At 50.5% G+C, this 24,847-nt stretch carries 22 protein-coding genes, 1 pseudogene and 1 riboswitch; of the genes and pseudogenes, 7 read left to right on the top strand and 16 right to left on the bottom strand.

What is annotated here, in order from left to right:
- Positions 1 to 10: 10 nt before the first annotated feature.
- The 7 genes from JZI27_RS04350 to JZI27_RS04320 form a co-directional block, all read right to left on the bottom strand.
- Positions 11 to 2,725, bottom strand: coding sequence for a glycerophosphodiester phosphodiesterase family protein (locus tag JZI27_RS04350; RefSeq protein WP_122908811.1), 2,715 nt, complete (start codon positions 2,723 to 2,725; stop codon positions 11 to 13).
- Entirely contained in the window at positions 2,722 to 3,531 is an 810-nt protein-coding gene (locus tag JZI27_RS04345; RefSeq protein WP_122908810.1) for an HAD-IIA family hydrolase, read from the bottom strand. Before JZI27_RS04345 ends, JZI27_RS04350 begins: the two co-directional genes overlap by 4 nt.
- A 203-nt stretch (positions 3,532 to 3,734) precedes the next feature.
- The gene (locus JZI27_RS04340; protein WP_122908809.1) at positions 3,735 to 4,580 is read right to left on the bottom strand and encodes an energy-coupling factor ABC transporter ATP-binding protein; all 846 of its coding nucleotides are present in this window, start codon (positions 4,578 to 4,580) and stop codon (positions 3,735 to 3,737) included.
- Positions 4,577 to 5,380: a cobalt ECF transporter T component CbiQ gene (gene cbiQ / locus JZI27_RS04335; RefSeq protein ID WP_280206889.1), complete on the bottom strand. Its 804-nt coding sequence runs from the start codon at positions 5,378 to 5,380 to the stop codon at positions 4,577 to 4,579. The genes JZI27_RS04340 and cbiQ overlap by 4 nt, the downstream gene beginning before the upstream one ends.
- Positions 5,377 to 5,661, bottom strand: a complete 285-nt coding sequence (locus JZI27_RS04330) for an energy-coupling factor ABC transporter substrate-binding protein (protein WP_251243365.1) — start codon at positions 5,659 to 5,661, stop codon at positions 5,377 to 5,379. The genes cbiQ and JZI27_RS04330 overlap by 4 nt, the downstream gene beginning before the upstream one ends.
- A complete protein-coding gene (locus JZI27_RS04325; protein ID WP_280206888.1) occupies positions 5,658 to 6,428 on the bottom strand; it encodes an energy-coupling factor ABC transporter permease in 771 nt (256 codons plus the stop codon). Before JZI27_RS04325 ends, JZI27_RS04330 begins: the two co-directional genes overlap by 4 nt.
- A gap of 142 nt (positions 6,429 to 6,570) precedes the next feature.
- Positions 6,571 to 6,767, bottom strand: a riboswitch (cobalamin riboswitch).
- 111 nt (positions 6,768 to 6,878) lie between these two features.
- On the bottom strand, positions 6,879 to 7,970 hold the full coding sequence (locus tag JZI27_RS04320) for a quinone-dependent dihydroorotate dehydrogenase (protein WP_122908805.1): 1,092 nt from the start codon (positions 7,968 to 7,970) through the stop codon (positions 6,879 to 6,881).
- 146 nt (positions 7,971 to 8,116) lie between these two features.
- Between JZI27_RS04320 and JZI27_RS04315 the strand changes: the two are divergent.
- The 5 genes and pseudogenes from JZI27_RS04315 to JZI27_RS04295 all read left to right on the top strand — a co-directional run bounded on the left by JZI27_RS04315 (position 8,117) and on the right by JZI27_RS04295 (position 11,771).
- Positions 8,117 to 9,216, top strand: a pseudogene (locus JZI27_RS04315) (GerAB/ArcD/ProY family transporter).
- Complete coding sequence (locus tag JZI27_RS04310) at positions 9,206 to 9,802, top strand: spore germination protein (protein WP_280206887.1); 597 nt, start codon at positions 9,206 to 9,208, stop codon at positions 9,800 to 9,802. Before JZI27_RS04315 ends, JZI27_RS04310 begins: the two are co-directional and overlap by 11 nt.
- Positions 9,744 to 10,592, top strand: coding sequence for a spore germination protein (locus JZI27_RS04305; protein WP_280206886.1), 849 nt, complete (start codon positions 9,744 to 9,746; stop codon positions 10,590 to 10,592). Before JZI27_RS04310 ends, JZI27_RS04305 begins: the two co-directional genes overlap by 59 nt.
- 2 nt (positions 10,593 to 10,594) lie before the next feature.
- Positions 10,595 to 11,575: a Ger(x)C family spore germination protein gene (locus tag JZI27_RS04300; RefSeq protein WP_280206885.1), complete on the top strand. Its 981-nt coding sequence runs from the start codon at positions 10,595 to 10,597 to the stop codon at positions 11,573 to 11,575.
- Positions 11,466 to 11,771 (top strand): Ger(x)C family spore germination C-terminal domain-containing protein, encoded by a 306-nt coding sequence (locus tag JZI27_RS04295; protein ID WP_348521353.1) that lies wholly within the window; start codon positions 11,466 to 11,468, stop codon positions 11,769 to 11,771. Before JZI27_RS04300 ends, JZI27_RS04295 begins: the two co-directional genes overlap by 110 nt.
- 55 nt (positions 11,772 to 11,826) lie before the next feature.
- Here the strand turns inward: JZI27_RS04295 and ald are convergent, their stop codons facing one another.
- The 4 genes from ald to JZI27_RS04275 all read right to left on the bottom strand — a co-directional run bounded on the left by ald (position 11,827) and on the right by JZI27_RS04275 (position 15,119).
- A complete protein-coding gene (ald, locus tag JZI27_RS04290) occupies positions 11,827 to 12,951 on the bottom strand; it encodes an alanine dehydrogenase (protein ID WP_122908803.1) in 1,125 nt (374 codons plus the stop codon).
- A 128-nt stretch (positions 12,952 to 13,079) separates the two neighbouring features.
- The gene (locus tag JZI27_RS04285; RefSeq protein WP_122908802.1) at positions 13,080 to 14,315 is read right to left on the bottom strand and encodes a PucR family transcriptional regulator; all 1,236 of its coding nucleotides are present in this window, start codon (positions 14,313 to 14,315) and stop codon (positions 13,080 to 13,082) included.
- A gap of 173 nt (positions 14,316 to 14,488) precedes the next feature.
- Positions 14,489 to 14,842 (bottom strand): response regulator, encoded by a 354-nt coding sequence (locus tag JZI27_RS04280; RefSeq protein ID WP_122908801.1) that lies wholly within the window; start codon positions 14,840 to 14,842, stop codon positions 14,489 to 14,491.
- 106 nt (positions 14,843 to 14,948) lie between these two features.
- Positions 14,949 to 15,119, bottom strand: coding sequence for a hypothetical protein (locus JZI27_RS04275; protein ID WP_251243359.1), 171 nt, complete (start codon positions 15,117 to 15,119; stop codon positions 14,949 to 14,951).
- Positions 15,120 to 15,362: 243 nt separating this feature from the next.
- Between JZI27_RS04275 and JZI27_RS04270 the strand changes: the two genes are divergently transcribed.
- Both JZI27_RS04270 and JZI27_RS04265 read left to right on the top strand, forming a co-directional pair.
- On the top strand, positions 15,363 to 16,370 hold the full coding sequence (locus tag JZI27_RS04270) for a BMP family ABC transporter substrate-binding protein (protein ID WP_280206883.1): 1,008 nt from the start codon (positions 15,363 to 15,365) through the stop codon (positions 16,368 to 16,370).
- Positions 16,371 to 16,375: 5 nt separating this feature from the next.
- Positions 16,376 to 18,196 (top strand): sensor histidine kinase, encoded by a 1,821-nt coding sequence (locus JZI27_RS04265; RefSeq protein ID WP_280206882.1) that lies wholly within the window; start codon positions 16,376 to 16,378, stop codon positions 18,194 to 18,196.
- Between the two features lie 3 nt (positions 18,197 to 18,199).
- Here the strand turns inward: JZI27_RS04265 and JZI27_RS04260 are convergent, their stop codons facing one another.
- The 5 genes from JZI27_RS04260 to JZI27_RS04240 all read right to left on the bottom strand — a co-directional run bounded on the left by JZI27_RS04260 (position 18,200) and on the right by JZI27_RS04240 (position 24,843).
- A complete protein-coding gene (locus JZI27_RS04260; RefSeq protein WP_280206881.1) occupies positions 18,200 to 19,036 on the bottom strand; it encodes an alpha/beta hydrolase family protein in 837 nt (278 codons plus the stop codon).
- 147 nt (positions 19,037 to 19,183) lie between these two features.
- Positions 19,184 to 19,597, bottom strand: a complete 414-nt coding sequence (locus tag JZI27_RS04255) for a S1 RNA-binding domain-containing protein (RefSeq protein WP_122909907.1) — start codon at positions 19,595 to 19,597, stop codon at positions 19,184 to 19,186.
- A gap of 172 nt (positions 19,598 to 19,769) precedes the next feature.
- The gene (locus JZI27_RS04250) at positions 19,770 to 20,258 is read right to left on the bottom strand and encodes a VanZ family protein (RefSeq protein WP_245996999.1); all 489 of its coding nucleotides are present in this window, start codon (positions 20,256 to 20,258) and stop codon (positions 19,770 to 19,772) included.
- Between the two features lie 105 nt (positions 20,259 to 20,363).
- A complete protein-coding gene (locus JZI27_RS04245; RefSeq protein WP_280206880.1) occupies positions 20,364 to 23,612 on the bottom strand; it encodes an efflux RND transporter permease subunit in 3,249 nt (1,082 codons plus the stop codon).
- Positions 23,605 to 24,843 (bottom strand): efflux RND transporter periplasmic adaptor subunit, encoded by a 1,239-nt coding sequence (locus JZI27_RS04240; RefSeq protein ID WP_280206879.1) that lies wholly within the window; start codon positions 24,841 to 24,843, stop codon positions 23,605 to 23,607. The genes JZI27_RS04245 and JZI27_RS04240 overlap by 8 nt, the downstream gene beginning before the upstream one ends.
- Positions 24,844 to 24,847 lie beyond the last annotated feature (4 nt).

Genomic DNA, 24,847 nt, shown 5'->3' with positions numbered 1-24,847 from the left:
TGTTTCTCGATTATTGCTTTGGTGCATCGAGCAGCTTTTGCGCATAATCCGTGATGATGCCGCCAATTCCCCATTCGGTGACTCGCTTCATGTCCGCTTCTTCATTGACCGTATAAACAGACAGGATGATCCCGCGATGTTTGGCGTATCGAACCAGCTCCGGCGTCACGATCTCTTGGTTGATAAAGTAGGTGGCATTCAGCTGGACAGCATCTGTCACCACCTTCTCCGCATACTGATCGAGCTTTTCTTCCGGCTTGGTCCCGCTCAGGGTAAAACCCAATCCAAGCTCCGGATTGATTTTGGCGAAACGCTCCAGTACTTCTGAGCTGAAGCTGCTCACGATCACGTCTGCGACCATGTCATGCTCCTGTATGACCTCGGCCATTTCCTTTTCATATCCGATTCCTTTTGCTTCGAGCAGCAGAACCGCCTTGCCCTTCGCAAATGCCAGCAACTCATCGAGTGTGGGTATGACAGCATCCGTAATATCCGGCTGATACCAGGATGGATTCTTCGGATCGAGCTTGTTTGCATTCAGCTCTCGCAATTCCTTCAAGGTATAATCCTTCACCTTGCCCGTGCCGTCTGTGGTGCGCTCCAAATCAAAATCGTGGATAATGACCAGATGGCCGTCTTTTGTCATGTGTACATCTGTCTCGATCAGATCTGCACCGAGTCTGACCGCTTCTTCAAAGGCGTACATGGTATTCTCGGGCTTTAAGGAAGGCACTCCCCGATGTGCCATAACCATTGGAGGCTGTGTGATGCTGTTCTCGGGATACGTTGCGAGCACCTTGTGAACCTGCTCAGGCGAATCCGAGAGAATACCCGCCACGCCTTGTGGGATCATTTCCTCTGCCTGACTTTTATTTTTCCGATCCATCCCCCATACGGTCAACCCGCGATGGCGAAAATAGCGGATCACATCCTTAGACAAAGCGCTTTGTTGCAAAACGACGACATGCGACTTGCTGCTTCTGGCTTCCAGGACGATTTCTTTTCGTTTCTTTTCATTCAGCTTGCCTTCTTGGACCAACAGAGCACCGCGGTACTCGTTATTTTTTTCACGCATCTCTTTCAAGATGTGTGGACGAGAAGAGACGATATGCACATCGGTGAGGTCGCGTTCGCGCAACAGTCGATCCACTTTGGCTACCAAGTCCTTGTCCTCGATTTGCACAACCGGGATGGCCTTGCCCTCAAGTTTTTCCAGCACGTCTTCCAGCTTCGTGCCGTCCTGAGTCACGACGCTGTCCCTCCCAGATTTTTTCAACGATACAAACACAGAGGATACTTCTTCATCCAGCATGTCTTCCAAATCACTTTTCTTGTCGTACACCCCGATCACGGTAGGCGGAAGTACGATTCCTGTCTCGGGCTCATTCACGACCAGAACCTTTTCCTTCAGATCCGAAACAGGGACTCTGTCCTCGTGTGCTTCGGGACCGAACAACAGCATGCCGGGACTCGGCTTGGGCTGATCGACAAAATCTACGGAGGCGTCGTTGGTATCGGTTGCCGTCAACCGTTCCATCGCGTGTCCGCCTGCCACTCCCGGGTGAGCCGTCACTTCGGGAAAAGTTGCACTACCATACGTCATAGCGTCCACGACATTTTTATCCGGATCCATCAAAATGACATGGTCTCCGCCATTCGCCAGATAGATGCTCCCTGTTGCCCAATCGCTGGGGAGAAGCTCAGGAACCTCCTCCATCGAATCGAACAGCTCAAAATCTGGCGTGGTTTGGTGTCTTTCTACAATCCCGTCGGCGTAGCGGGCAATCACGATCGTTTGGTATGGCTCGATCTTTGTGCCTTCCGGGAATTCGTTCATCCCTTCATTACCACCCCGGGTCTCCTCGTCCCCGATCAGGTAGCCACTCAGATCAATCGTTTTCTCCGATATATTGGTGATTTCGATAAATTCACCTGTGCTCTCATCAAAAAGCGGATCGTTTACTACTTCCGTGATGAGTAAGCTTTTGCTGTTTGGATCCTCTGGAGCTTCTGGTTCTCTGTCAGATATGCGCATACTTCCTGGAGACGGTGTCCCGGGCACGAAATCAGCGGAAGGGTCACCTGTCACATACTCTCTTTGCAGCGATTGGCCAATCACCTTTACGGATGTAGCTGCTTTGACGGTTTGTCCATTCCATTGCGTATCATTGATATAGGGCACGTAATCAATGACATTTTCATCTCGATCCATCAGCAGCAGATCATCGCCGCCGTTCGCCAGGATGAGCGTTCCCGTCGCCCAATCAGCAGGCAGGAGGTTTGGCGTTTCCGGATCATCCTCCGGGTTGTAACGAGAGACTGGAGGAAATTCATAATCAGGCGTGTACCCGTACTTGCTCTTGTTGATCATAGCCGACTGGGCGATGACGATCGAAGCTCCCGGTGGAAGCAGTGTCCCTTCCGGAAAGGCGAACATCCCTTCATTACCGCCACGGGTCTCCTCATCGCCGATCAGGTAACCGCTGATATCGAGTGTCTCTTCTCCCAGATTGCTGATTTCCACAAATTCCGTGCCATCATCGGAACCTTCTGCATCGTACAAAATTTCCGTAATGCGCAGCGTACTAGCTTGCTCATCTCCAATCGCCTTTGCGTACTTCGCTGCTGCAACCGTCGTCTCTGCGTAGACGGGCATACTGCCTGCGACCACGCTCGCCACCATCAGGGACCAGATCACCTTTTTCCCTTGCTTCCCCATTTTCATCGTTTTCCCGCCTCTCCTGATTGTCCTGAGTGCAATGCCCCAAGTGTCGGAAGGATGTAATCCGGGACGATCTCGCTGGCTTCCAGCTCGCGTTTGGTCGTCACTCCGGTAAGGACCAAAGCTGTCTTCATCCCGCTGTTTTTGCCGAGCAGGATGTCCGTCTCCAAACGATCTCCCACCATCAGACATCGTTTGGGCAAGACATCCAGAAGCTGAAAAACCTTCTGTGCGTAATACGGAGATGGTTTTCCAATGACGTCCGACACGCTTGCTTCGCTCGCGGTCTCGATGGCCCTTGCCAGGGAGCCGGTATCCGGGACCGCTCCACCCTGTACGGGACAGACCGGATCCGGATTGGCTACGATCAGCTGTGCACCACCTCGCACAGCATCCGCTGCCTGACGCAATTTCTCATAGGTAAAAGTCCTGTCCATGCCGACCAGTACATGCGTCGCTACTTTTGGATCCTGCACCAGTTTTATTGGAAAGCCCATCATCTCTCTTTCCATCGCTGGTTCACCAACGATGAGGACGCGGGCTGTACTGGCTTTTTCTTGAAAATACAAGGCGGCTGCATAGGCAGCAGTCATGATCTCTTCCCGCAACACGTCTACGCCGAGCTTGCTCAGGCGCAGCAGACAATCCTCTCTGGTCTGAACGGTCGTATTGGTCAGGAACATGACCTTTTTCTGATTCTTGCGCAAAGTCGCGAGCGTCTCCTCTACATCCGGAAGCAACCGATCGCCGAGAAAAATCGTTCCATCCAGATCAAAAAAATACGCATCGAATAAAGCAGTATCCAGCAAAACGGTTTGCTCGCTCCTCTCCAGCCGAACGCAAAAATACCCTCATCCAGCAGCAGCATAGAGAAAACAAACCGAACCCGTCGGTCTGCCTTGCCAAATGCTGTCGCTGTATGAGGGCGTTCTCCGCGTCTCGACCCACTACAGTCGTGTATGGTGTTGTTGATAGAAATCATATCAAGGAAATGTTAAGAAAATGTTGACGCTCATACAGTTTTTTGTAAAATGCGCTTTCTCAGTTCGCCAAGCGACCGGGGTGTTCCGCCTCCCCAGCTCTCTCTCAAGTCAAGCGGCAAGGACTCCCACACCTCCGCGATGAGCGGCACGCCCAAATCCAGGCGCTCCAGCATGTCCCGCTTCACAAGCGCTTCCTCAGGCGCTCCCTGAAAAACGGCCTGACCCGCGTCCAGGACACACATCCACTCCGCCCATTCAAACGCAACGTCCAGATCATGAGTAGCCATCAGCACTGTGGTCCCGTTGGCGTGGATCTGATCCAGCTCACGCAGCAGATTCTTCGTTTGGTAGCGGTCCAGGTACGCAGTAGGTTCGTCCAGCAGCAAGAGCTCCGGCTTCAGGACCATGACGCCAGCCAAAGCCAGACGTCTTTTTTGACCCAGACTCAGATGATGAATAGGTACATCTGCCATCGCCAGCAGTCCAAACCGCTCCAGAATCAGGTGTACTTCTTCCCGAACCAGCTCAGGAGCCAGCTTCTGATTGAACAAACCGTACGAAACATCCTCCGATACTGTGCTTGCAATCAGCTGATGCTCCGGGTCCTGAAATACCAAGCCCACTTTTTTCGTCATCTCCTGCAAAAAAGAGCGCTTGTAGACAAAAGGCTGTCCTCTCCAAAAAACTTGTCCTTGCTGGGGTTGAAAAATACCATTTCCGTGCAGAAACAAGGTAGATTTTCCGCAGCCGTTGCGTCCAAGCAAGACGCACTTCTTCCCTTCCGGAATCCCCAGAGATACGCCGCGCAAAACAGGCGCTTTTCCTCCTGGATAGGTGTACTGCACATCTTTAAATTCCAGCAAATTCGTCGTCACAAGCGCAATCCCCCTATCCACAGCTCCAGCAGTATCAGTACAAGACAGCCTAGGTACGACTCCCATTCATAGCGACGAGAACGGCTATGCGTCACGATGCCTTGCACCTGAAAGTGTTCGGTCATTCCTCTCGCGGCCATCCCCTGATACAGCCGCTCATAGTGGCGCATGGAACGCGCAAAAAGCTGTGCTGCCAATTGGCCCACGTCTTTCAAGCTAGCCCGAAAACCCTGATGACCGCCTCGCGAGCGCTGAGCCACCCATAGCTGCATCGAGAGACTCAGCAGAACAAAGATGAAGCGGTACATGACCATCAACAAATCAATCACCAATGCTGGCACTCTCGCCTTGCGCAGCACCTGCAGGATTTCGGAAAATGGTACGGTAAACAGAATAAACGAAAAGACCGCAAGACTCGACATTGTCCGGCAAAAGAGATCCAGTACCCGCTGCAGCGAAGACACAGAGACGGTAAAGAGATAACCTCCTGCCTGCCACCATAAGACGAATCCACTAGCGTCGAAGGGATCCGGTGCACGACTGACATCAATAAGCAGAGCGGGAAGTCCAGCTGCAAAAAAGCTAAATGGCAACAGCAAAAACAGGAGATAATGACGCATGGGGATGCGGGCGTAACCTACCACCCACAACCCCATCCAGAAAAAGACCAACACCTGCACGAGCCTATGTCCAGCTATGACGAGAACTAGAAGAATGATACCTAACAACAGCTTGTGCTCCGGCGATAGATGGCGCAGCCGATTTTGATAGGCTAATGTATCGAGCTGCTGCCATTTCATCTTTTCTGTCTATCCAACCGACCTTTGTACAAGCCCACAGCATAACCGATCACGCCTGCTCCGACAGCAGCCTGAACGGCAAACAGCAAGCTCTCCGTCTCCCCGCCCGGCGGCTCCAAAAGCGGCTGGAACCACGGCTCATAGGCAGGAGCGATTTCTGTGATCGCTTCCTCTGCGGCTCCATCTGCTCCTCCAAACTCTGAATCCTGCACCAGCAGCAGCGGTACCACCGCCAATACGACAACTCCCAAGAGCAGCAGCCAATTCATGCCTTTTTTCACAGAGATTCCTCCCGTTTCAGCAGACGTAATTGTACCAATTCCTTGGCATTGTAGGCCTGCAGCCAGTTCCAGACGAGAACCGTCAGCAGCCCTTCACTGATCGCCAAAGGAATTTGCGTCACAGCGAAAATGCCAGCAAATTTGGCCAGCGAAGCAAGCACGCCGCCTGTTTCGGCCGGAAATGCAAGAGCCAGCTGCAAGGACGTTACGAGATAGGTAGACAAATTCGCCAAGGATGCGGCGGCAAAGATCGCGACCCGCTGCCCTCCGCTGGCACCTGTAATCAAACGGTACACGCCATAAGCGACCAAAGGCCCCACTACTGCCATCGAAACGGCATTGGCTCCTAGTGTTGTCAGGCCACCATGCGCCAGGAGCAATGCCTGGAAGAACAATACCAGGCTCCCCAGCACAGACATCGCCAACGGACCGAACAGGACAGCACCCAGCCCTGTTCCTGTGGGGTGCGAGCTGCTGCCCGTGACAGAGGGAATCTTCAGCGCAGACAAAACAAAAGCGAACGCGCCGGCTACTCCCAAAAGCAGTTTCATCTGAGGATGGTCCTTGACGATCTTGTTGATTGAACGCAAACCAAGAATAAAAAATGGCAAGAAGACAACCCACCAAAATATCGCCCAGGGGATGGGCAAAAATCCTTCCATGATATGCATGGCATGCGTAGTCTGCGGTTCATTCATCAGAAAGTACAAGACAAAACCAGCGACCAGCAAAGCGCTAGACATGATTCTTGAGCGTTTCCCGTTCATTCACGCATTCCTCCTCCACCGTATTCCTTTTCCAAAAACCAAAAAATCCCATCCGATTGACGGATGGGTTGTGTGCAAAAAAACAATCGACCTTTTGACATGTCGAATTGTCCCTTACTCACCTCTCCTTTCCGCGAAGGTATCTGGGTGGGGCAGCTAGGTAGGTCTCCTGGCTTCCAGATCATAGCGCTCTTTCTCCTTCCCCATCACGTGGATGAGTGGAATACGTTCAAAGAGAGCTCCCTGGTTACAGTGGCGGGACCGCTCGGGACTTTCACCCGATTCCCTGTTACCCTTTATGCGTTTGCACATAAAGGCACCTAATGCCAACCGTATCAAGTTGTTGGACGCATTCGTACTCGTCCATCTTCATTATACGCCTACCCTCTTCAAAAGATAAAGAAGGGAAACAAAACCGATGATCGCATTCATCATCGGTTTGCGGCACCATTATTTTCGAGCGTCTACACCTACTGCTTCACGAATGTGGCTAAATCCGTCCTTTGCCATCAGTTCCAGCAGCTTTTTGTTGATCTGCTTGGCGATCCCGGGACCTTGGTAGATCATTCCGGTATAGACCTGAACAAGGCTTGCACCAGCACGTATTTTTTGGTATGCGTCCTCGCCTGTAAAGATTCCACCAACCCCAACTACAGGGACCTTGTCTCCTACTTCCTGATAGATTTCCCGCACCCATTCCGTCGATCGTTCGGTCAATGGCTTGCCGCTCAATCCACCCATTTCTTCTGCGCGAGGGTGATTCTGGACGGCTTCTCTGGAGAGGGTGGTGTTGGTTGCAATAATGCCAGAAATTCCTTCCTCGACAGCCGCATGGATGACATCATGCATCTGCTCGTCCGACATGTCAGGCGCGACCTTCAAGAGAATCGGCTTTTGCTTTGCCCCGCGCATTTCCAGCTCAGCAGCCTTTTCCCGAACAGCGCGAATGAGTACCCGCAAGCTCTGGGTTTCCTGCAGATCACGCAGATTAGGTGTATTGGGCGAACTGATATTGATCACAACATAATGTCCGTAGGAATACAGCATGTCCAGGCATTTGCTGTAATCACTGGCTGCCTCTTCGTTCGGCGTTGTTTTATTCTTGCCTATGTTGATTCCGATAGGAGCATCCGAATAGGCATAATCGATCAGGTTCTTGCCAGCCAGGTAGGCTCCGTAGTTGTTAAAGCCCATGCGATTGATCACGGCTTGATGTTCGGACAAACGAAATAGTCTCGGCTTTGGATTGCCCGGCTGTCCTTGCGGCGTCACCGTTCCAATCTCGACAAAGCCAAAGCCCATCGCTGCCAAAGCATGGTATACTTCTGCATTTTTATCAAAACCAGCAGCCAATCCGACTGGATTAGGAAAGGTCAATCCCCACAGTTGTGTTTCCAAACGCTCGTTTTTTATTCCGTACATCATTTTCAACAGACGCTTGCCCACTGCGGATTCTTCCGCCAGCTTCAATGCGTGAATCGTCTTTTCATGAATCTCTTCCGGGTCCTGCTGGAAGAGATATTTTCGCACTAGTTGATACATCGTAGGCTGCACTCCTTACTCCGTTTCTCCTTCACAGTAGGATACCACACTTTCGAAAGGAGAGTAACCTTTATCCGTGATACATATTTCCAATTCAACAGGCAAATCCTAACACCACTACCAGTATTGCTGGGTGACAAAAGCGCATGAAAGTAGATGGAAAAATTGGCGTCGGCCAAACCATTATGATGATCATGCTAACCGTGGGCATCACCAATCACGTTACTGTCATTCCCTTGCTGTTAAGCAAAGCTGGGCGAGATGCGTGGCTGAGTATCCTGATTGCAGCTATTCCCTTTGTGGGGTGGGTGTGCATTCTTTATTTCATCAATAAGCAGCTCCAACAAGAATCCTTGTATACCTGGATCAGGCGTTCGACCAACAAGTTTGTCGGGAATCTGCTGATCATTCCCATTCTCTTTTGCCTGTACATGATGGCACTCGTTCATTTGATCGACACGCAAACCTGGACGAATGTGAACTATCTGCAGCGCACGCCCGAGTGGGTCGTTGCCCTCGTGCTGGTGATATTTTGTGTCATTGCGGCGAACGGTGGGATTGCCCCTTTGGGTGTTACCTCAGGCATTTTATTGCCATTTGTCTCCCTGCTGGGATTTTATGTAGCGCTTGGCAATGTTCCCAAAAGGACTACAGTCTGTTACTGCCGATCATGCAAAACGGTTTCCAGCCGATATTGGAGGCGATGGTCTTTGCCGGGGGTGGCTTTACCGAGTTGGCCATCCTTCTGCTTTTGCAGCATCATATCCGCAAACCGCTGCGGATTGGTCACTACATTGCACTTGTCTTGATCGTTGTCATTCTAACGTTAAGTCCTCTTACAGGTGCTATAGCTGAATTTGGCCCCATCGAATCCTCCCGTCAACGATACCCGGCCTTCGAGCAATGGCGTTTGCTGTCGATTGGAAGAGATATCGAAAACATGGAGTTTTTTGCGATCTATCAGTGGCTTTCCGGCTCTTTTATGCGCATCTCCATCTGTCTATTTTTAATTACCGAAATGATGGGCTTACGCACACCCAAAAACCGCTTGTACATGGTGATATTTCTGGGTTTAAGCATGATTGCATTCACCAGCCTCCCCATTAGCGATATGCAATTCATGACCTTTTTGTCCAGAGTGTACTATCCCCTCTTTATGGTGATTGTCCTGCTCTCTACCCTGATCATCGCGGGAATTGCCCTGAAGAACCGAAACAGAAAGAGGGATACCGGCCATGAATCGTGAAGCCGAGCTGAAGGAAACCTTTGCACACTGTGCAGACGTAACCTTTTTACGATTGGTCACCAGTGAAAATCAGCCAATACTTCTTGTGTATTGTGAAGGGCTGGCAGACACCAAAGAAATGCAAAAAACGGTCATTCCTCAAATCGACCAGTTTGTGGAAAAGGGCGATCTGCGTTCTCTGCCGCTTTTTCCGCTTTTGGACAATCGCCTAATATGGATCGAACGGCTTTTTGCCGGTGACCTTCTCTTGTTTATTGGAGATGCTCCTCCCTTTGCCTGGGATATCTCCAATCGCCCGCAACGCAATACGGATGAAGCCAATACAGAAGTATCGATAAAGGGACCGCGGGATGGTTTTGTGGAAGACCTCTCCGTCAATGTTGCCCTGATCCGAAAGCGAATGCGCACGCTCTCACTTGCTTATGAATCCTTCACGTTGGGAACACGCTCGCGGACCAAGGTAGCGCTTCTTTACATGACAGATGGCGCGCCGCCTGATGTAGTTGAGAAGATGAGGCAACGGCTTCTTGCATGCAGAACAAAAAAAAATCATCAACAGCGCCATTCTGGAACAAAAGCTAAGTGATCAATCGTTTTCGCTGTTCCCCCTGCTGGATTATACAGGGCGCCCTGATTATGCCATTTACATGCTTGTGGAAAAAAAGGTACTTGTTCTGGTAGACGGCTCACCGGTCGCTCTAATCGGCCCCACGACTTTGATGGAGCAAATCAAATCGCCAGAGGATGATCAATATCCCATTATTTACGTCTGGTCTGAACGCATCCTGCGTCTCGGGGGTATCTGGATAGCGATCTTTCTTCCTGGATTCTGGATTGCTCTTTCCGCCTACAATATTGAAGAATTTCCCTTTCAACTTCTGGCCACCGTCACTCAGGGTAGGATGGGTTTACCCTTCTCCGCTCCCATGGAGTTGTTTGGGATACTGTTCATCTTTGAATTTTTACGCGAAGCAGGTGCACGGCTGCCAAAGACAGTGGGTCAAACACTGGCTCTAGTAGGAGCACTCATCATCGGGGATGCCTCCATTCGAGCGGGCATCACCTCACCATCCATGCTCTTTATCGGTTCGCTGACTGTCGTGGCCTCATTTACCTTGATCAACCAGTCCTTGAGCGGCGCAGTCACAGTAGCGAGATTCCTTGTCTTTTTCCTAGCCGCCATTTTAGGGATGTTCGGCTTTATCATGAGCATCCTCATTATCGTTTACTATTTGTCTACACTGACTTCACTGGGAAGATCCTACGTCCTGAACAATGCTTCTAACTTTATGTTAACGTTAACCAACACTTTGTTTAATCCCTTGATCAGCCTGTTTAAACGAACGAAAACACCCAAGCAGAAAGGACAGGAGTGATTATGAAGCGTACCATGATCGCCTACACCGCGCTGCTTCTATCATTGACCATTCTGAGTGGCTGCTGGGATGAGAAAGCCATCCAAAACCTTCGCTATGTGTCTGCAATCGGAATTGATTTTGTAGATAACCAGTACGTCGTCTATGCACAGGCCGTCGCACCAAGCAGTGTGGCCAAGCAGGAGAATACAAGTATAACAGGAAACGCTCCTGCAATTATCGCGATCGGACGAGGGGACACGCTGCAAAATGCATTGGACAATATCCAAAAAAACTCGCAGGTCCCCCAATTCTACGGCTTTGTATCATCGCTTGTATTTCACGAGCGCATGCTGAAGAAGGAGATTCTGCCCACTTTTGACGTTTTGAACCGATTTAGCCTGCTCCGCTACAGCATGTGGGTGTTCGGCACACGGGAACCACTCGAAAAGGTTTTTGGCAATCATTCGATCGTGGGCTTCTCCCCTTTAGTGACACTTTTACATGAGCCATACGACCTGTTCCGAGAACGATCCTTTATTGAACCGATTCAGTACTACAAATTCACTTCCACCTTCTGGGAGCCAAGCAATACCGTTATTTTACCGAATGTCACGATATACAAGCATTCCTTGAAGGAGAACGAGAAATTTTTGACACGTCCAGTCATTGAAGGCATTCATACCATTCATCGCGGAAAATGGCAGGGGTTCTTTCAGAGCACAGATTTGCTGGGGCTCCGCTGGATGAACCCCCACACCACGTATGCCAGTCTCATTATCCGTCAAAAGAAACAGGTAATGGCCACCCTCCGCATCCAGCACGTCAAATTGGACGTAGTGCCTGTTCCTCACACCGCAGGGGACCCTCGTTTCAAGATCACGATTCATCTGAATGGGTTCGTCAAGGAAACTGATGAGCAACGTATCTGCAGAATATATTCGGAGCAACGCAGAGACACAAGTAAAAGAACAAGTAAAAGCTACTTATTTAAAGGGAATTAAAAAAGGATCAGATGTCTACGGTCTGGAGTCCGTCTTGTATAAAAAAGATCTGCAAGCCTGGAAAGCCTTCGCCAAGAACCACGATAAAAAACTGAGCGAGGATGCCTTAGCTGAAGTGAATGTCCTCGTCTATTTAAGTGATTCCGGCAAGATGAAATTGAAATGGTATGATTACCCTGAAACGCTCTTGCCCTGAGCGCATGCAAAAACGGCCTGCCTCTGAGTAGAGAGGCAAGCCGTTTATTTATTCCTTAGTTTTTCACCAGCAGGACTTCTTCCACAGAAGCGTAAGGCAGGTTGTGGGCATCCGCTACAGCTTTGTAGCTCACTTTTCCGTCGATGACATTTACGCCTTTTGCCAGTTGTTTATTATCACGAATCGCTTGCGCATAGCCCTTGTTCGCCAGTTGAACCGCATAAGGCACGGTTACATTCGTCAGTGCCAAAGTCGATGTGCGCGCTACAGCACCAGGCATATTCGCTACCGCGTAATGGATTACACCGTGTTTTTCGTAGGTAGGGTTGTCATGAGTGGTGATGCGATCGATGGTTTCAATCGAACCGCCTTGGTCGATGGCAACGTCAACGATCACGGAACCAGGTGTCATATTTTTAACCATTTCTTCCGTCACCAGACGTGGCGCGCGGGCACCTGGGATCAGAACAGCTCCAATCAGCAGGTCAGCCTTTTTCACAGCGTTGGCGATGTTGAAGGAGTTGGAGATCAGTGTCTGTACGCGGCCTTGGAACAAATCGTCCAGCTGACGCAAGCGATCTGCATTGACGTCGATGATGGTCACATTGGCTCCCAAGCCTACTGCCATTTTCGCAGCGTTGGTTCCGACGATCCCGCCGCCGATTACGACAACTTCACCTTTTGGCACGCCAGGTACGCCACCGAGCAGTACACCTTTGCCGCCGTATTGTTTCTCCAGGAATTGTGCGCCGATCTGTACGGACATGCGGCCTGCTACTTCGGACATTGGCATCAGGAGCGGAAGAGCGCCATTGTCGAGCTGGATGGTTTCATATGCGATCGCGATAACCTTTTTCTCCATCAGAGCGCGGGTCAATTCAGGCTCTGGAGCCAGGTGCAGATACGTGAACAGAATCAGGTCTTCACGGAAATAGCTATATTCAGCAGGGAGAGGTTCTTTCACTTTCATCACCATGTCAACTGCCCAAGCCTCTGCCGCAGTATCTACAATCTGTGCACCCTGAGCTGCGTAGTCTTCATTGGTAAAGCCACTACCTAATCCCGCATTGTTCTCGATGCGAACGGAATGCCCGTTTTGTACAAAAGCAGCAACGCCTGCTGGAGTGATGGCAACGCGATTTTCATTGTTTTTTATTTCCTTCGGTACTCCGACGATCATGATAGGTAGTCCTCCTTGGAAATGCCGTATTAAATGATTATTAACATTGTACAGCGATTTTAGAGCGGATTTCCTTGGAGATTCCCTTAATCTTGATGTTCTGCTCTTTGTGGATATTCACAAACGAACTACTGTTCCTGATTTATTTTTGATATTTTCAGCTCCAGATACAAAGCTGCTCGCTGGTTCATGTTTTCAAGATCTACTTGCATGATCTCCTCGATCCTTCGGAGTCGATAGCTGAGGGTATTGATATGGATGTGTAGAGACTGGGCCGTTACGTTCATCTTTCCGGCAGCGTCCAGAAACGTCTCCAAGGTATCCAGCATAGCTGTTTGATTGTCCCGATCATATTGTCTGAGTCGCTCAAGTCGCTCATTTTTGTACCCCTCTTCTTCCTCCCACTGCTTCAGCTTTAACAAATACCGATAGATGCCCAGCTGATGATAGCCGTGAATGCCTTCTGTTTCACGCGGGAACAGTTTTTTCACCTTGACGGCGTGCAGAGCCTCCCTGTAGCTTTTCACAATCTGGGAATAGCCCTTGTACTCACGGCCGTATCCGGCAATCACCTTGCCCTCGCTCGCATGTGTAACCAGCTTGCTCAAGGAATCCGCGAGAAATTGCTCCACTTTACGCAGCAGCACATCTCTCTCGTCTTTTTTGCCGTCCAAAAGTCCAATCAGCAAAATAATTTGCGAGCCGTCCACGACCCAATACAGCTTATCGCGCATCAAAAGCGGGTACAGATACTGGTCGAGCCGTGCACCTGCCGCTTCCACGATACAGATCAAAGAGTGGGATGGCATTTGCATCTGCAGACTATCCGCCTTTTGCCTGATTGCTGCCTCGCTGCTGTGATTGCCCAACAATAGCTCCCAGAGAAATTCAGTACGGCGCTGCTCCTCAGCCTTCCTCTTTCCCTGGCGCTGAATCAACCGCGAAACAGCTGCTTTGGCTGCCTGTCGCAATATTTCATCATCTTCAGGGGTTAGCGGCCTGTTGACTTCCTGCGCCCAAATATACCCCAGTACATCCGTGCTTCTCTTGATGGCGATGGCCACCCGCTTCCCGAGTCCAATATCGTCCTTGGCTGGAATATGGACCGGATCATCCTGCGTTAAAAGCTCCTGGAATACTCCGTCCTTCCACAGGCGGGTCAATACCTTCTCGGGTACCCTTCGTCCCATGATGGTGGACCATCTGGCAGGATCTGTACTGTCGCCATGAGAACTGTAGGCGATTAGTTTATGGTCGGCATCTTCAATCGTGATCGGATTTTGCAAGAGTTCTCCGATCAGATCCGCTAATTCATCCATATCTGCATGTTGATACTGTTGAAAGTAATTGGGTTGAAGCGACACTGTCTCACCTCTTTGCCGAACATGTTTGCGTGTTCTTTTATTATACCCTAAAGATGGATGATCGCTAAAGAAACTGTTGCGGAATTGTCGATGCAAAAACGCCAACCAAGCTGTCCCCGCTCTTCTTCGGGTGACAGCTTGATTGGCGTTATCGTGAAACGGGGAACACAGTCCTACAAAAGTCGTGCAATGGCATCCAAAATCTGTTCTTTCTGAAATGGCTTGATGACAAAGTCACTTGCTCCGGTCTTCATCGCCTCTAGTACCTTTTGTCGATGACCAATTGCAGAGCAAATCAACACTTTGGCATTGCGGTCAAAGTCCAGGATCTCACGCATGGCATCAATTCCATGCATGTTCGGCATCGTGATGTCCATCGTCACGATATCCGGCTTCAGTTCCTTGTATTTTTCGATCGCTTCCAGACCATCACTGGCTACACCACACACCTCATGATGGCCATCCACCATATCGCTCAACATCATTCTCATAAAAGCTGCGTCGTCAACTATCAGCAAACGGGCCATGAATGTTCAATCCCCTCGCTTCACTCACTCTCTTTATCTTATTTTCCAGAAATCCAAGAGCTTGTCCACGAGAGAATATGACTAGTTTTGTCGAAATACAAGTTCATCACATGAAATCATCGGTTCCGTATGAGGCATTTGGACTATCGCCTGTATCAGGGTGTGGAGTATGAACCCCGATTTCAGGGGAATCTACTTGTCTGATCTCATCCGGAATATGAATTTGCGGGAGTTCAATCATTTCCTTGTTCTGATCCTTATCCATCTTCTTTCTCATGACCTCCCTCCTATTGAGCGTGTGTGCAACATCCATTCTTCCTTATCTTGCCCCTCGGCTCCCTGTCCAATTCTATGTCCTAAACTTTGTCATATTCTCTGGATTTACCAGCAGGATTTATGTTTAACTAAGTCGAAATAATTACCTTTTGACCCTGCCCTAACTATTTAATTGTAGTAAATATGGCTCTCGTAAACTTGTTGGGTGCAAGAGTCGAGTCTTTTGTCACAGGAGGTATGGTACATGCCCGGACTGCGACCGTTTCCCACTCTGTTTATCGGCTTGATTATAGGACTGCTCATCCTCATCACGAGCCAGTTTCTCGTCAGCATGAAGCACATCCAATCGATTAACCAGAATGGACATTCATCCAATAAAATACGTGTTGCCCTGCTGCTGGAAGGCCCCACCTATGACCAGGGCTGGAACAGCAGTGCCTTGGAAAGCTTGACGGAGCTCCAGAAAAAGCTTGGCTTTTCACTCGAAGTCGCCAACAATGTGAAGCCTGAAGAAATTGTTGATGTCGCCCAGAAGTTCGCCTCCAATGGCTATGATCTATTGCTTGGGCACGGCGTCATCTTTTCTGAGCCATTCACGAAGGTAGCCGTCTATTATCCGCAGACTCGTTTTGTCTCTTTTAATGGTGAAGCTCCCCATGAAAACCAGACAACCATTCGCTATGACATGAAACCAGCGGGTCACCTTGTTGGCATGCTGGCTGCCAAAATGACAAAATCTAGTAACGTCGGCTATATTCTCGTGAACAAGCCACCTGAATTCGCACAGGTCGAAGGATTTCGCGAGGGCGTCAAAAGGGTCTCCCCCTCTATTGCGGTGTCGGTCGGGTATGTCCCAGATTTTAATGACCATGCAAAAGCCGTAGAGGTTACCCGTGAGATGATTGCCTCAGGGGTTGACGTCATTTATACCACTGGAGACAGCTTCAATCTGGAAGTGATCACAGAAGCACAGAACGCAAAAGTCTATACGATCGGATACATCGCCGACCAGCGATATATCGCTCCTGACTACGTACTCGCTTCGCTCGTGCAGGATGTCGGAGAATGTTATCGCACGATTATGGAACAATTCATCCAGGGCAAACTTCCGCACGGAAAGGTCATGTACGGACTGTCCGAAGGGGTAAACCGCTTTAGTTCATTCGGTCCAATGGTCCCCCAGGAGATACGTGATGAAATCAATCAGGAGTTGAGTAAGCTCATTCAACAGCCTGTTCCGCATGGAGGGTAAAAATCATGTCTCTCTTCCGCAACCTGGGTTTTCAGAAAAAAATGATGCTGAGCTATCTCGTCATGATGCTGTTGATTGGATGCGTTACCTCATTATTCAGCTATCAGATGACAAAGGTAACTGCAGATGAAATGTATTTGACCCAGACATTGTTGCCGCAAACCAGTGCACTTCTAGAAGTAAAAAATCAGGTGTACGAAAAATCGTACGCCCTGAAAATGTACACGACAACCAGAGATGAATCTTATCTCGATCAGTATTACACCAATCTGATCGACAGCTCCCGATTTGAAACAGTGGCGCCGACCCAGCTGAACAGCGGGCTGTTCTCTACCATCGATTCCATCCGCAAGCTGGACTTTCTGTTTATGAACAAGATCGATCCTCTCTTGCAAGCGAATAACGTGACAGCAGTCAGCTATGTCCTGACCCATGAGGTGCAGCCTCTCATCGAAGAGCTGGAGCGGAACCTTTCCTTTTCGCTCGACGAGTTGGAGTATCAGACCAACAAGGAGTTTCAACAGACTACAGACAGCATCGAGGTCTCCTTGATCCTTACTTACTCGGTATCTGTTGCCGCAATATTATTCGGGTCCTTCTCGACCCTGTACTTCGGCAGGGAGCTGCTGCGGCCGATCCAATCCCTGCTGCGGCAGGTTCGTGAGGTATCGAGCGGAACATTCGGCCAGCAAATTGTTTACACCAGCCAGGATGAATTCCGTGCGCTGGCGGATGAAATCAACAAGATGTCGCTCAACATCGCTACGCTCTTTGAACAGGACAAGGCACAACGGCTGGTTCTGACCGAAGAAAGAAACCTGCGCGAGCAAATTCTCAACTCGCTGCCGGTGGGCATCATTACGCGCCCCACTCCTTCTGCCGACATCCATGTAAACCAGCTGGCCAAAAATCTTGTGAAACTCGATGAAAAAGGGTATCCCGTCTATCAGGAATCACCGGAGCCGCTTCTGGACGCAGAAGAATCCTCGTGGTTTGTGAATCGAAAAATGACGCTGTTCAAGCAGGACTGCACTCCTTTTACAGCATTGGTATCCTACGTTCCATTGCACAACCATCATCCACAGACGGAAACAGGCTGGATGATCGCATTTCTCGATATTACCGAGCAGGAAAAAGTGCAGGAGTATCTCCATCAGTCCGAGAAGCTGGCGATGGTCGGTCAATTGGCTGCAGGCGCTGCCCACGAGATCCGCAACCCTTTGACTGTCATTTACGGGTTCATTCAATTGCTGGAGCAGCGCTTGTCCGAGGAGGAACGGGAACTTCATTTTGTGCCTTTGATCCTGAAGGAAATCGAGCGGGTAAACCGGATTGTGACAGAGCTGTTGATGCTGTCCAAGCCGTCCCTACCCAACTATCGAGAAGTCAAGCTAACCCATGTGCTACATTCGATCCTGCCTTTGATGCGGGCTGAGGCCATGTTGCACGGTGTTCAAATCGTGGATCACTGCGACCCGGATACACATATTCACGTAGATGTGGAACAGTTCAAGCAAATCTTGCTGAATCTGATGAAAAACGGCATCGAGGCCATGGAAGAGGGCGGTGTCCTGACTATTGAAAGCCGTGTGGAAGAAAAAACCGTTCACATCGTGGTCAAAGACACAGGGGAAGGCATCGCACCTGAATATTTGATACGCATTTTTGATCCATTTTTCTCGTTGAAGGAAGAAGGTACGGGTCTGGGGTTGCCCATATCACGCAGGATGGTAGAAAATCACGGCGGAGAGATCAACATCCAGAGCAAACGCGGACAAGGGACAGAAATCGATATCGCTCTGCCCCTTCATCCGAAAAATATATAAGTCTCATCCCTTATCCTGGTGCCGCGTTCCCTGCTGGTCCAGCCAGTCGAACATGCGTCTGGTATACATCTCTACATCATCACTTTTGAACAAATGGCTGGCACCTTCTGCCAGCCATATTTCATGGGGCTTCCCGTGCTCCTGCAGGGCATTCGCCAGACGATGGGCATGCTCGACACTGACGTTCTCGTCTTCCGTACCATGAATGATCAGCACCGGGCAGGTGAGCTCCGACACTCGATACAGGGGAGTTCGCTCGCGGTATGCATCGACCTGCTTGCGTGGGTGACCGACGATACGCCGCAGCATTCGCCGAAGATCTACGCGCTCCTCATAGGTCAATAATAGGTCGCTGACCCCTCCCCAGACTACCGCAGCCAAGAGATTGGGACACTCCATCGCAGCGAACAAGGCCATGATCGCTCCCCGCGAAAAACCGTACACACTGATCCTTTCCTGATTGACGTAGGGAAGCTGACGCAGCACCTCATAAGCCGAAAAAACATCGTGGCGATCCTCACCACCAAATTCATCGCGCCCTTCCCCGCCTTCATTGCCCCGATAGTGAGGGGCCAGTACGACATATCCAAAAGCCGCCATCTGGCTGATCCTCTCGGGCCTTACCTGTCCCACTCCGCGTATCCCTCCACGACAGTAGAGCAATGCCGGCAAGCCCTTGTTTTCCCCATCTGCGCTCTCCTCCATATCGGGAACAGCCAGCGCAGCTTTGACCTGCAATCCCTGACTTCTGTAATGCACTGTATACAGGGATACGCCGGGAATCACAGCTTCTTCAGCCGTGATCGCTACCTCTGTGAGCCCTTCGTGACTCGTATACACCTTCTCCTCTCCTTTCCGCTGTGATTCATTGCCTAGTATCCGTAGCCTGCTTGTCCTCCACTCACAAAGAAAGCAGGACATACATCCCAAAAGAAAAAGGACGGAGATGTGATCCCGTCCTCTTTGTCTGTTACGTTATGACAAGGCTTAATAGCCACGTTTTGCGTTCTTTTTGTTAATCGTCGCAAGATTTTCTTCGCTGTGCTTCAGCCATTTCTTCAACTTATCTTCAAAGGAAGCAGCGTTATCTCGTCTTGCGTTCCCACCGCGGTCGCCTCCACGATATCCACCACCACGACGCTCTTCGCGTTCCGGACGCTCAGGCGCTGGGAGTGCGGCGCGAACCGAAAGCGAGATTTTACCTGCATCATCAATCGAGAGGACTTTTACCTTAACTTGTGCTCCCACGGAAAAGTGATCGTTGATATCCTTTACAAAACCGTTTGCTACTTGGGAAATGTGAACCAGCCCTTGTTCCGTTTCACTGATTGCTACAAACATCCCAAACGGTTTAATTGCTGTCACTTTTCCTTCGATGATGCTGCCCACTTGTACTGCCATCCAGTTTGCACTCCTTTTAATTTTTCCGAAAAATGGTGAGGGGCTCCAATAGATTCCTCATTACCTTAGTATAACAGAGAAATTCAAATACTGAAAAGCCTATTCTTACTAAGCGATGCAGCTAACCATACAATACTTCCTAGAATGGGTACTTTTCCTACATTTTATTACGCTATTTTCGTACTTGCCATATATTGGATACCACGATACACGCAAGCATGAACAGTGAACCAGAGGCATCCAGCAGGACGTCATTGACAGCTCCAACCCGATCCGGTGTAAAGGTCTGGTGCCATTCGTCCAAGACAGCCGTCCCGAGACTCAAGAATGCACTCCACGGCAATGCGGTTGCAAAAGACATCCAGTAACGCAACACACTGTACCAGCAGTAGGCCAAAAAGGCAAACGTGCAAAAATGAATGCCCTTGCGCATTAAAAACTCGATAAAGCCTGCTGTTCCCTTTTCTTCAACGCTCACTTCTCTGCCGCCGTACTGTAGTGTCACATCCTGAAATCGCGCTTCCCACTTGTTCTCATCTACCATTTCCGCTATCTTCCCCCGCATGTCCTGATCAGCATACGGTTGGGAAGAAGAGATGTACAAGCCGACCAGTACGGCGATCAAAAGCGTTATGTGCAGGAGCTTTCCGTATCTGTGCACCTTGTACCTCCTTTGGCTTTTTCCTGTGTATATCATACATGATCTCATGCAGCTTCGCCTCTATATGCGAAAAGCACCCAATCCATACAGATTGGGCGCTCCCCTTTAAGCATCTTTACCCAGAGAGGAGGAGACTGGCAGGAAATCTTCCTGGGACAACTCCTTCTTCCTATTGCTGGGCGTATGCTTGGAATCTTGCAGCGCTTCTCTTCTCGCCTTTTTCAAGCGAAGGATCGCTTCTTTTTTGTCCTGACGGCGAATACGCTCGTTCTCCCACCAGTTCCACAACGAACGAATCACGATCGGCAGAGACCACTCTCCTTTGACCGTCTGTTTCCATTCAGCGGCAAACTGCATACCGGGAAGCAGCACCATCGTGGTAAAGGCGGCCAGCAGCACCCCAAACAACAGACTGCTCGTAAAGGAAGAGACGAAGCTCCCCTCAACCAGCCAACCGGAGGCCAATGGCAGACAGACGATGAGAATAGCAGCAAACACGACTGCTTGACCGGCTGCCACGCGTGACGTACTCGCACACAGCTCTTTCCAGATATCCGTAGACGAGGTACGATCAGCCAAGATTTGGTCCAGATAAATCAACGACTGCTGAACCATAATCGCCACTGCGGCTGCAATTCCGTAGAAGCCCATGACATTCAGCGGATGGTCCATGACCAGCAGACCCAATGTGGCCGCCCCTGAGATGAGCGGCAGCAGGGCGATGCCAAATATTCCATCCCTCGTTCTTCTCTGCAGCAACAGACTGGCAAGGAGCATACTGACGGCTAGACCCACGATAGCAATCACACGGCTGCTGAAATCGTTTTTGCTCGCAAGCTCCTTTTCCAGCTTCTCCAGCTGATCCGCATTCAGTATGGTATACCCTTCTGGAATCGACATGCTCTTCTGTAGACGAAGAGGGATCGTAGATGACATGATATCGAGACGCATCGGAGAAGAGACTGCACTGCTGATCTTGAAGACGTACAAGCCATCTTCCCGGTTGTAGACAGGTGGCGGATCGCCATACGACCAGTCAACCAATTGCTCCAGTGGGACGGCGCCTTCCGGTGTGCGAATCAAGATCTGTTTTACCTGATCCGGGTGGTCCATCCAGTTTTCAGGAAAACGGGCGTTCACTGCTACATTTTTGCCGTTCCAGTGGACACTTCCTAATGCCTGCTCGCCCAAGTATCCCTCCAATTGGCGTCTGATGTCTGCTTCCGTCACCCGATAGCGTGTCAACATGTCAGTCTTGGGGCGCAGATCGAGATACGTACCCTTTCGTGCTTCTCCAATCCGGGCGTCTGTTACAATCTCGCGACCTTTGTCATCCCGCGTCGTCACGCGCAGTATCAGATTGAGAATTTCTTTGGAGATCTCTTCCCCTGGTTGGATTGACGGGCCTTTTACCGTAAACTCCATGCGAGATTTGATTCGGTCGTTCACCACAAGCAAAAACGGATCAGTCCCCGGAATCTCACGCAATTGCTTATCCAGCTCCTTGTCCAGTTCGATCAGGGAACGCGTCCATTCGTATTTGTCCTTCATTTGCAGCGTAAAGGCAAGTCGGTCACGAGTAGCGATGGTATACACGTCACGCACTTCGGAAATTCCGCGCAGTCTCTCCTCAGCAATCTGTGCGGCTCGTATCGCATCATCGATCGTGCTGCCCTGCACCATTTCCAAGGTAAGCTTCTTCTCGTCTACCGCTGTGTGCACATAGGGATCGACAAGAACAAAGGAATGCAGCAGTACTGTGACAAATAGGGAGACTGCCAGGGTAACCCCGTACGTCAAATAGCCTTTTTTAACGGTGCTCTCCCAACGATTGAGCAAGTAGCCCGCCGCTTTATTCCGTGGCTTCGCCGTGCGGACGAGTCTCTCCTCGCGCTCTGTGATCCAAGTACCAGCGAGCACGGGAAGGATGAAGCTGTAGACGAGCAGCATAGCCAGCGTACCGAACAACAAGATCGGCCAGGCGCTCTGAAGGACGACTCTGTCCTTTGCCTCAATAAAGTCGGTCAGCATGACACCGAACCAGCAGGCCGTAAGCATCACAAGCGTCAACAGCACCGGTCTTGTCAATGACCAGGATGCCTGTAGACTGGAGCTGACAGTCAGAGTAGATTGATTGTACAGGCGTGAAAACAATGCTGATCCTGCTCCGATATAAAGCAGCGCAAACAGACAGACTGGCGCCAGTGTCGGCAAGGTCAGCGGCAATCCCGCCAGCCACATTCCGCCAAGCAGACTGCCCGTGGCCATCAGAACGCCGACAAAAGAAAGCAGAGCCACCGTTATGCTTTTTTGAATATAGCCGAGGGAAATCGCGACGAGTGCAGTCGCCAGCAAAACCAACCAGGTAAGCTGACTGAGCGAACGGCTAAGCGGCTCCATATTGTCCTCTACCAGATCTAGCTGGTATATGCCCGCTGCAGTTTCGTTCAATTCCTCGACTACCTGGAGAATCTGCGAGCGCATCGTCGGCACCTGTCCTGTTTCCGCCGCGTACAGAGTCACTCCGACTGCAGGTTCCCCGCGATAGACGGGCACTTCCTCTCCCTTGCTGCCGCGCAGATCGCGAATGTCTGCCAGCGTCTTCAGGGGTACAAAACCCTGCTGCGTCTCAATCATCTGCTTGCCGAGTCCGAACGGCCCGTCTGTCTCGCTGTACCATTGGACCGTTGTCTGTTCCACTCCTCTGCCAATAGACCCTATCTGATCACCCTTGACCTCAGTGGGCAATTGATTCAGAACATCTGCTGGGGTAAGTCCATAGGCGTGCAGCATAGAAGGACGGAAAAGAATATCAACTTGCTGCCTCGCTACCTGGGTGTCCAAATCGATCCGAGCCACACCAGGGAGGTTGATCAGCTTTTCATATACGGTAAACTGGGCAACATCGGAAAGCGTCTGAACATCTGCACCGCGCAGCAAGAAATATCCGATGCGACTATCGGCCAGATTGTCCTGTCTGATGCTCCACTCTCTTACTGGCAGCTGCTTGGTTACATCGTTCAGCTTTTTTTCCAGCCGTTCCCTGTAATCTGACCCCAGCCTTTCCGTTGTTTGTACAGTTAGGGTCGATATTCCTTGCCTTGATTCAGCTGTTATTTTCAGCGAACTTCCTAATGAACGGACCGCTGCCTCCACCGGGAGCGTGATCGTCTGATCCACCTCCATAGAAGAGAGCCCTGGGACGGACATTTGGATGGTGTATTCCGGAACAGGCTGTTCAGGAAACTTGCGAATGTCCATCTTCATGAATGCGCCGATGGACAACAGGATGCAGAGGACAGCCAGGATGCGGGCCAGCGATGGTACTGTGGATAAAAACGTCCGATTATTCATTTTCCAGCTTCACCACTTCGCCGTCCACGACATACGAGAGGCCTGATGCCAAGATCATGTCTCCCTGTTCGAGTCCCTGTTTGATCTCGTAGTAGGTTCCGTGTATGGCTCCCACTTCAACCGGTACTTTTTTCACAACCTGTTCCACGATCTTCATGACGTAGTAGCCTTCTTCGGAAACTCCGACGCTATTGACAGGAACCACCAGGAGATTGTCCGCTTTCAAAGGATATTCGCAGGTGACGCTCATGCCGCCCTTCCAGTTCACTTCACTGCCTGTAACCGTCACTTCGACGGGATATGCACCGGTTTTCTGATCCATGACGGGAGAGATAAAGGTGACTTTTCCTTCTGCTTGCGTGCCGTCAGCAGATCGAACCGTCACGCTCGCTCCTTGCTGCCAGCTGGCAATCTGCTCTCCCTCAACCTGCAGATTTACCAGCCACGAAGACGTGTCAACCAAACGCATGACCTCACTGCCCGGTCCCGTTTGTTCAGAAGCTGTCTGGGAAATAGCTGCAATAACACCGGAAAAAGGCGCCTTTAATACCGCTGCAGACGCTTCCTGTTTGGCCCGGTTCAGCTGGACATTTGCCTGCTGGACACTGACATTGGCCGCCTGCACATCGAGCTGGTCGGCTCCTTGCAATAGTTTGTTGTAGGCTACTTCTTCTTCCTCCAGACTGAGCTTGGCTTGTCGTTCGGCGAGTGCCAGTCGGTCCAGCTCATCCTTGGAGATGGCGCCGTTGTCATACAAAAGCTTGGCCTGAGCATGATCCTCAGCTGCTTTTACCGCCAACTGCTTGGATTTCTCGACCTGTAGCTTCTGTGTTTCCAGCTCATGCGATTTGGGTCCCTGGATGGCCTGGCTTCTCCGAATATTGGCGCTGGCTACCTGTCCCTGCGCAGCGTTGATTTCCTGCTGCCACACCTCACCATCCAGAATCGCCAACGTCTGCCCGGCCTGGACGAACGCCCCCTTTTGCACCTGGATGCTGGCAATTTTGCCGGAAGTGCCAAACGACAGAGACAGCTCCTGACGCGGAGTCAGTACCCCGGACAATTCCAGCTTTAGTCCGTCTCGCTTGTTCGCTACCGTATAAGCATTCACGGTCTTTACTTTCATCACAGTCTCTTCCTCAGTTCGCTTGAGCTGCTCGATTTCTCCCTCCAGCTTTTGGCAGCCCACCAGCAACAAAGCCGCGAGCGAAAGACTGATCCACTTTTTCATGCTA

It is taken from the genome of Brevibacillus sp. AY1, from assembly GCF_029870785.1.
Taxonomy (GTDB): Bacteria; Bacillota; Bacilli; order Brevibacillales; family Brevibacillaceae; genus Brevibacillus; species Brevibacillus invocatus.
The sequence above is the reverse complement of the archived record's forward strand: the minus strand, read 5'-3'. Positions and strand labels throughout refer to the sequence as shown.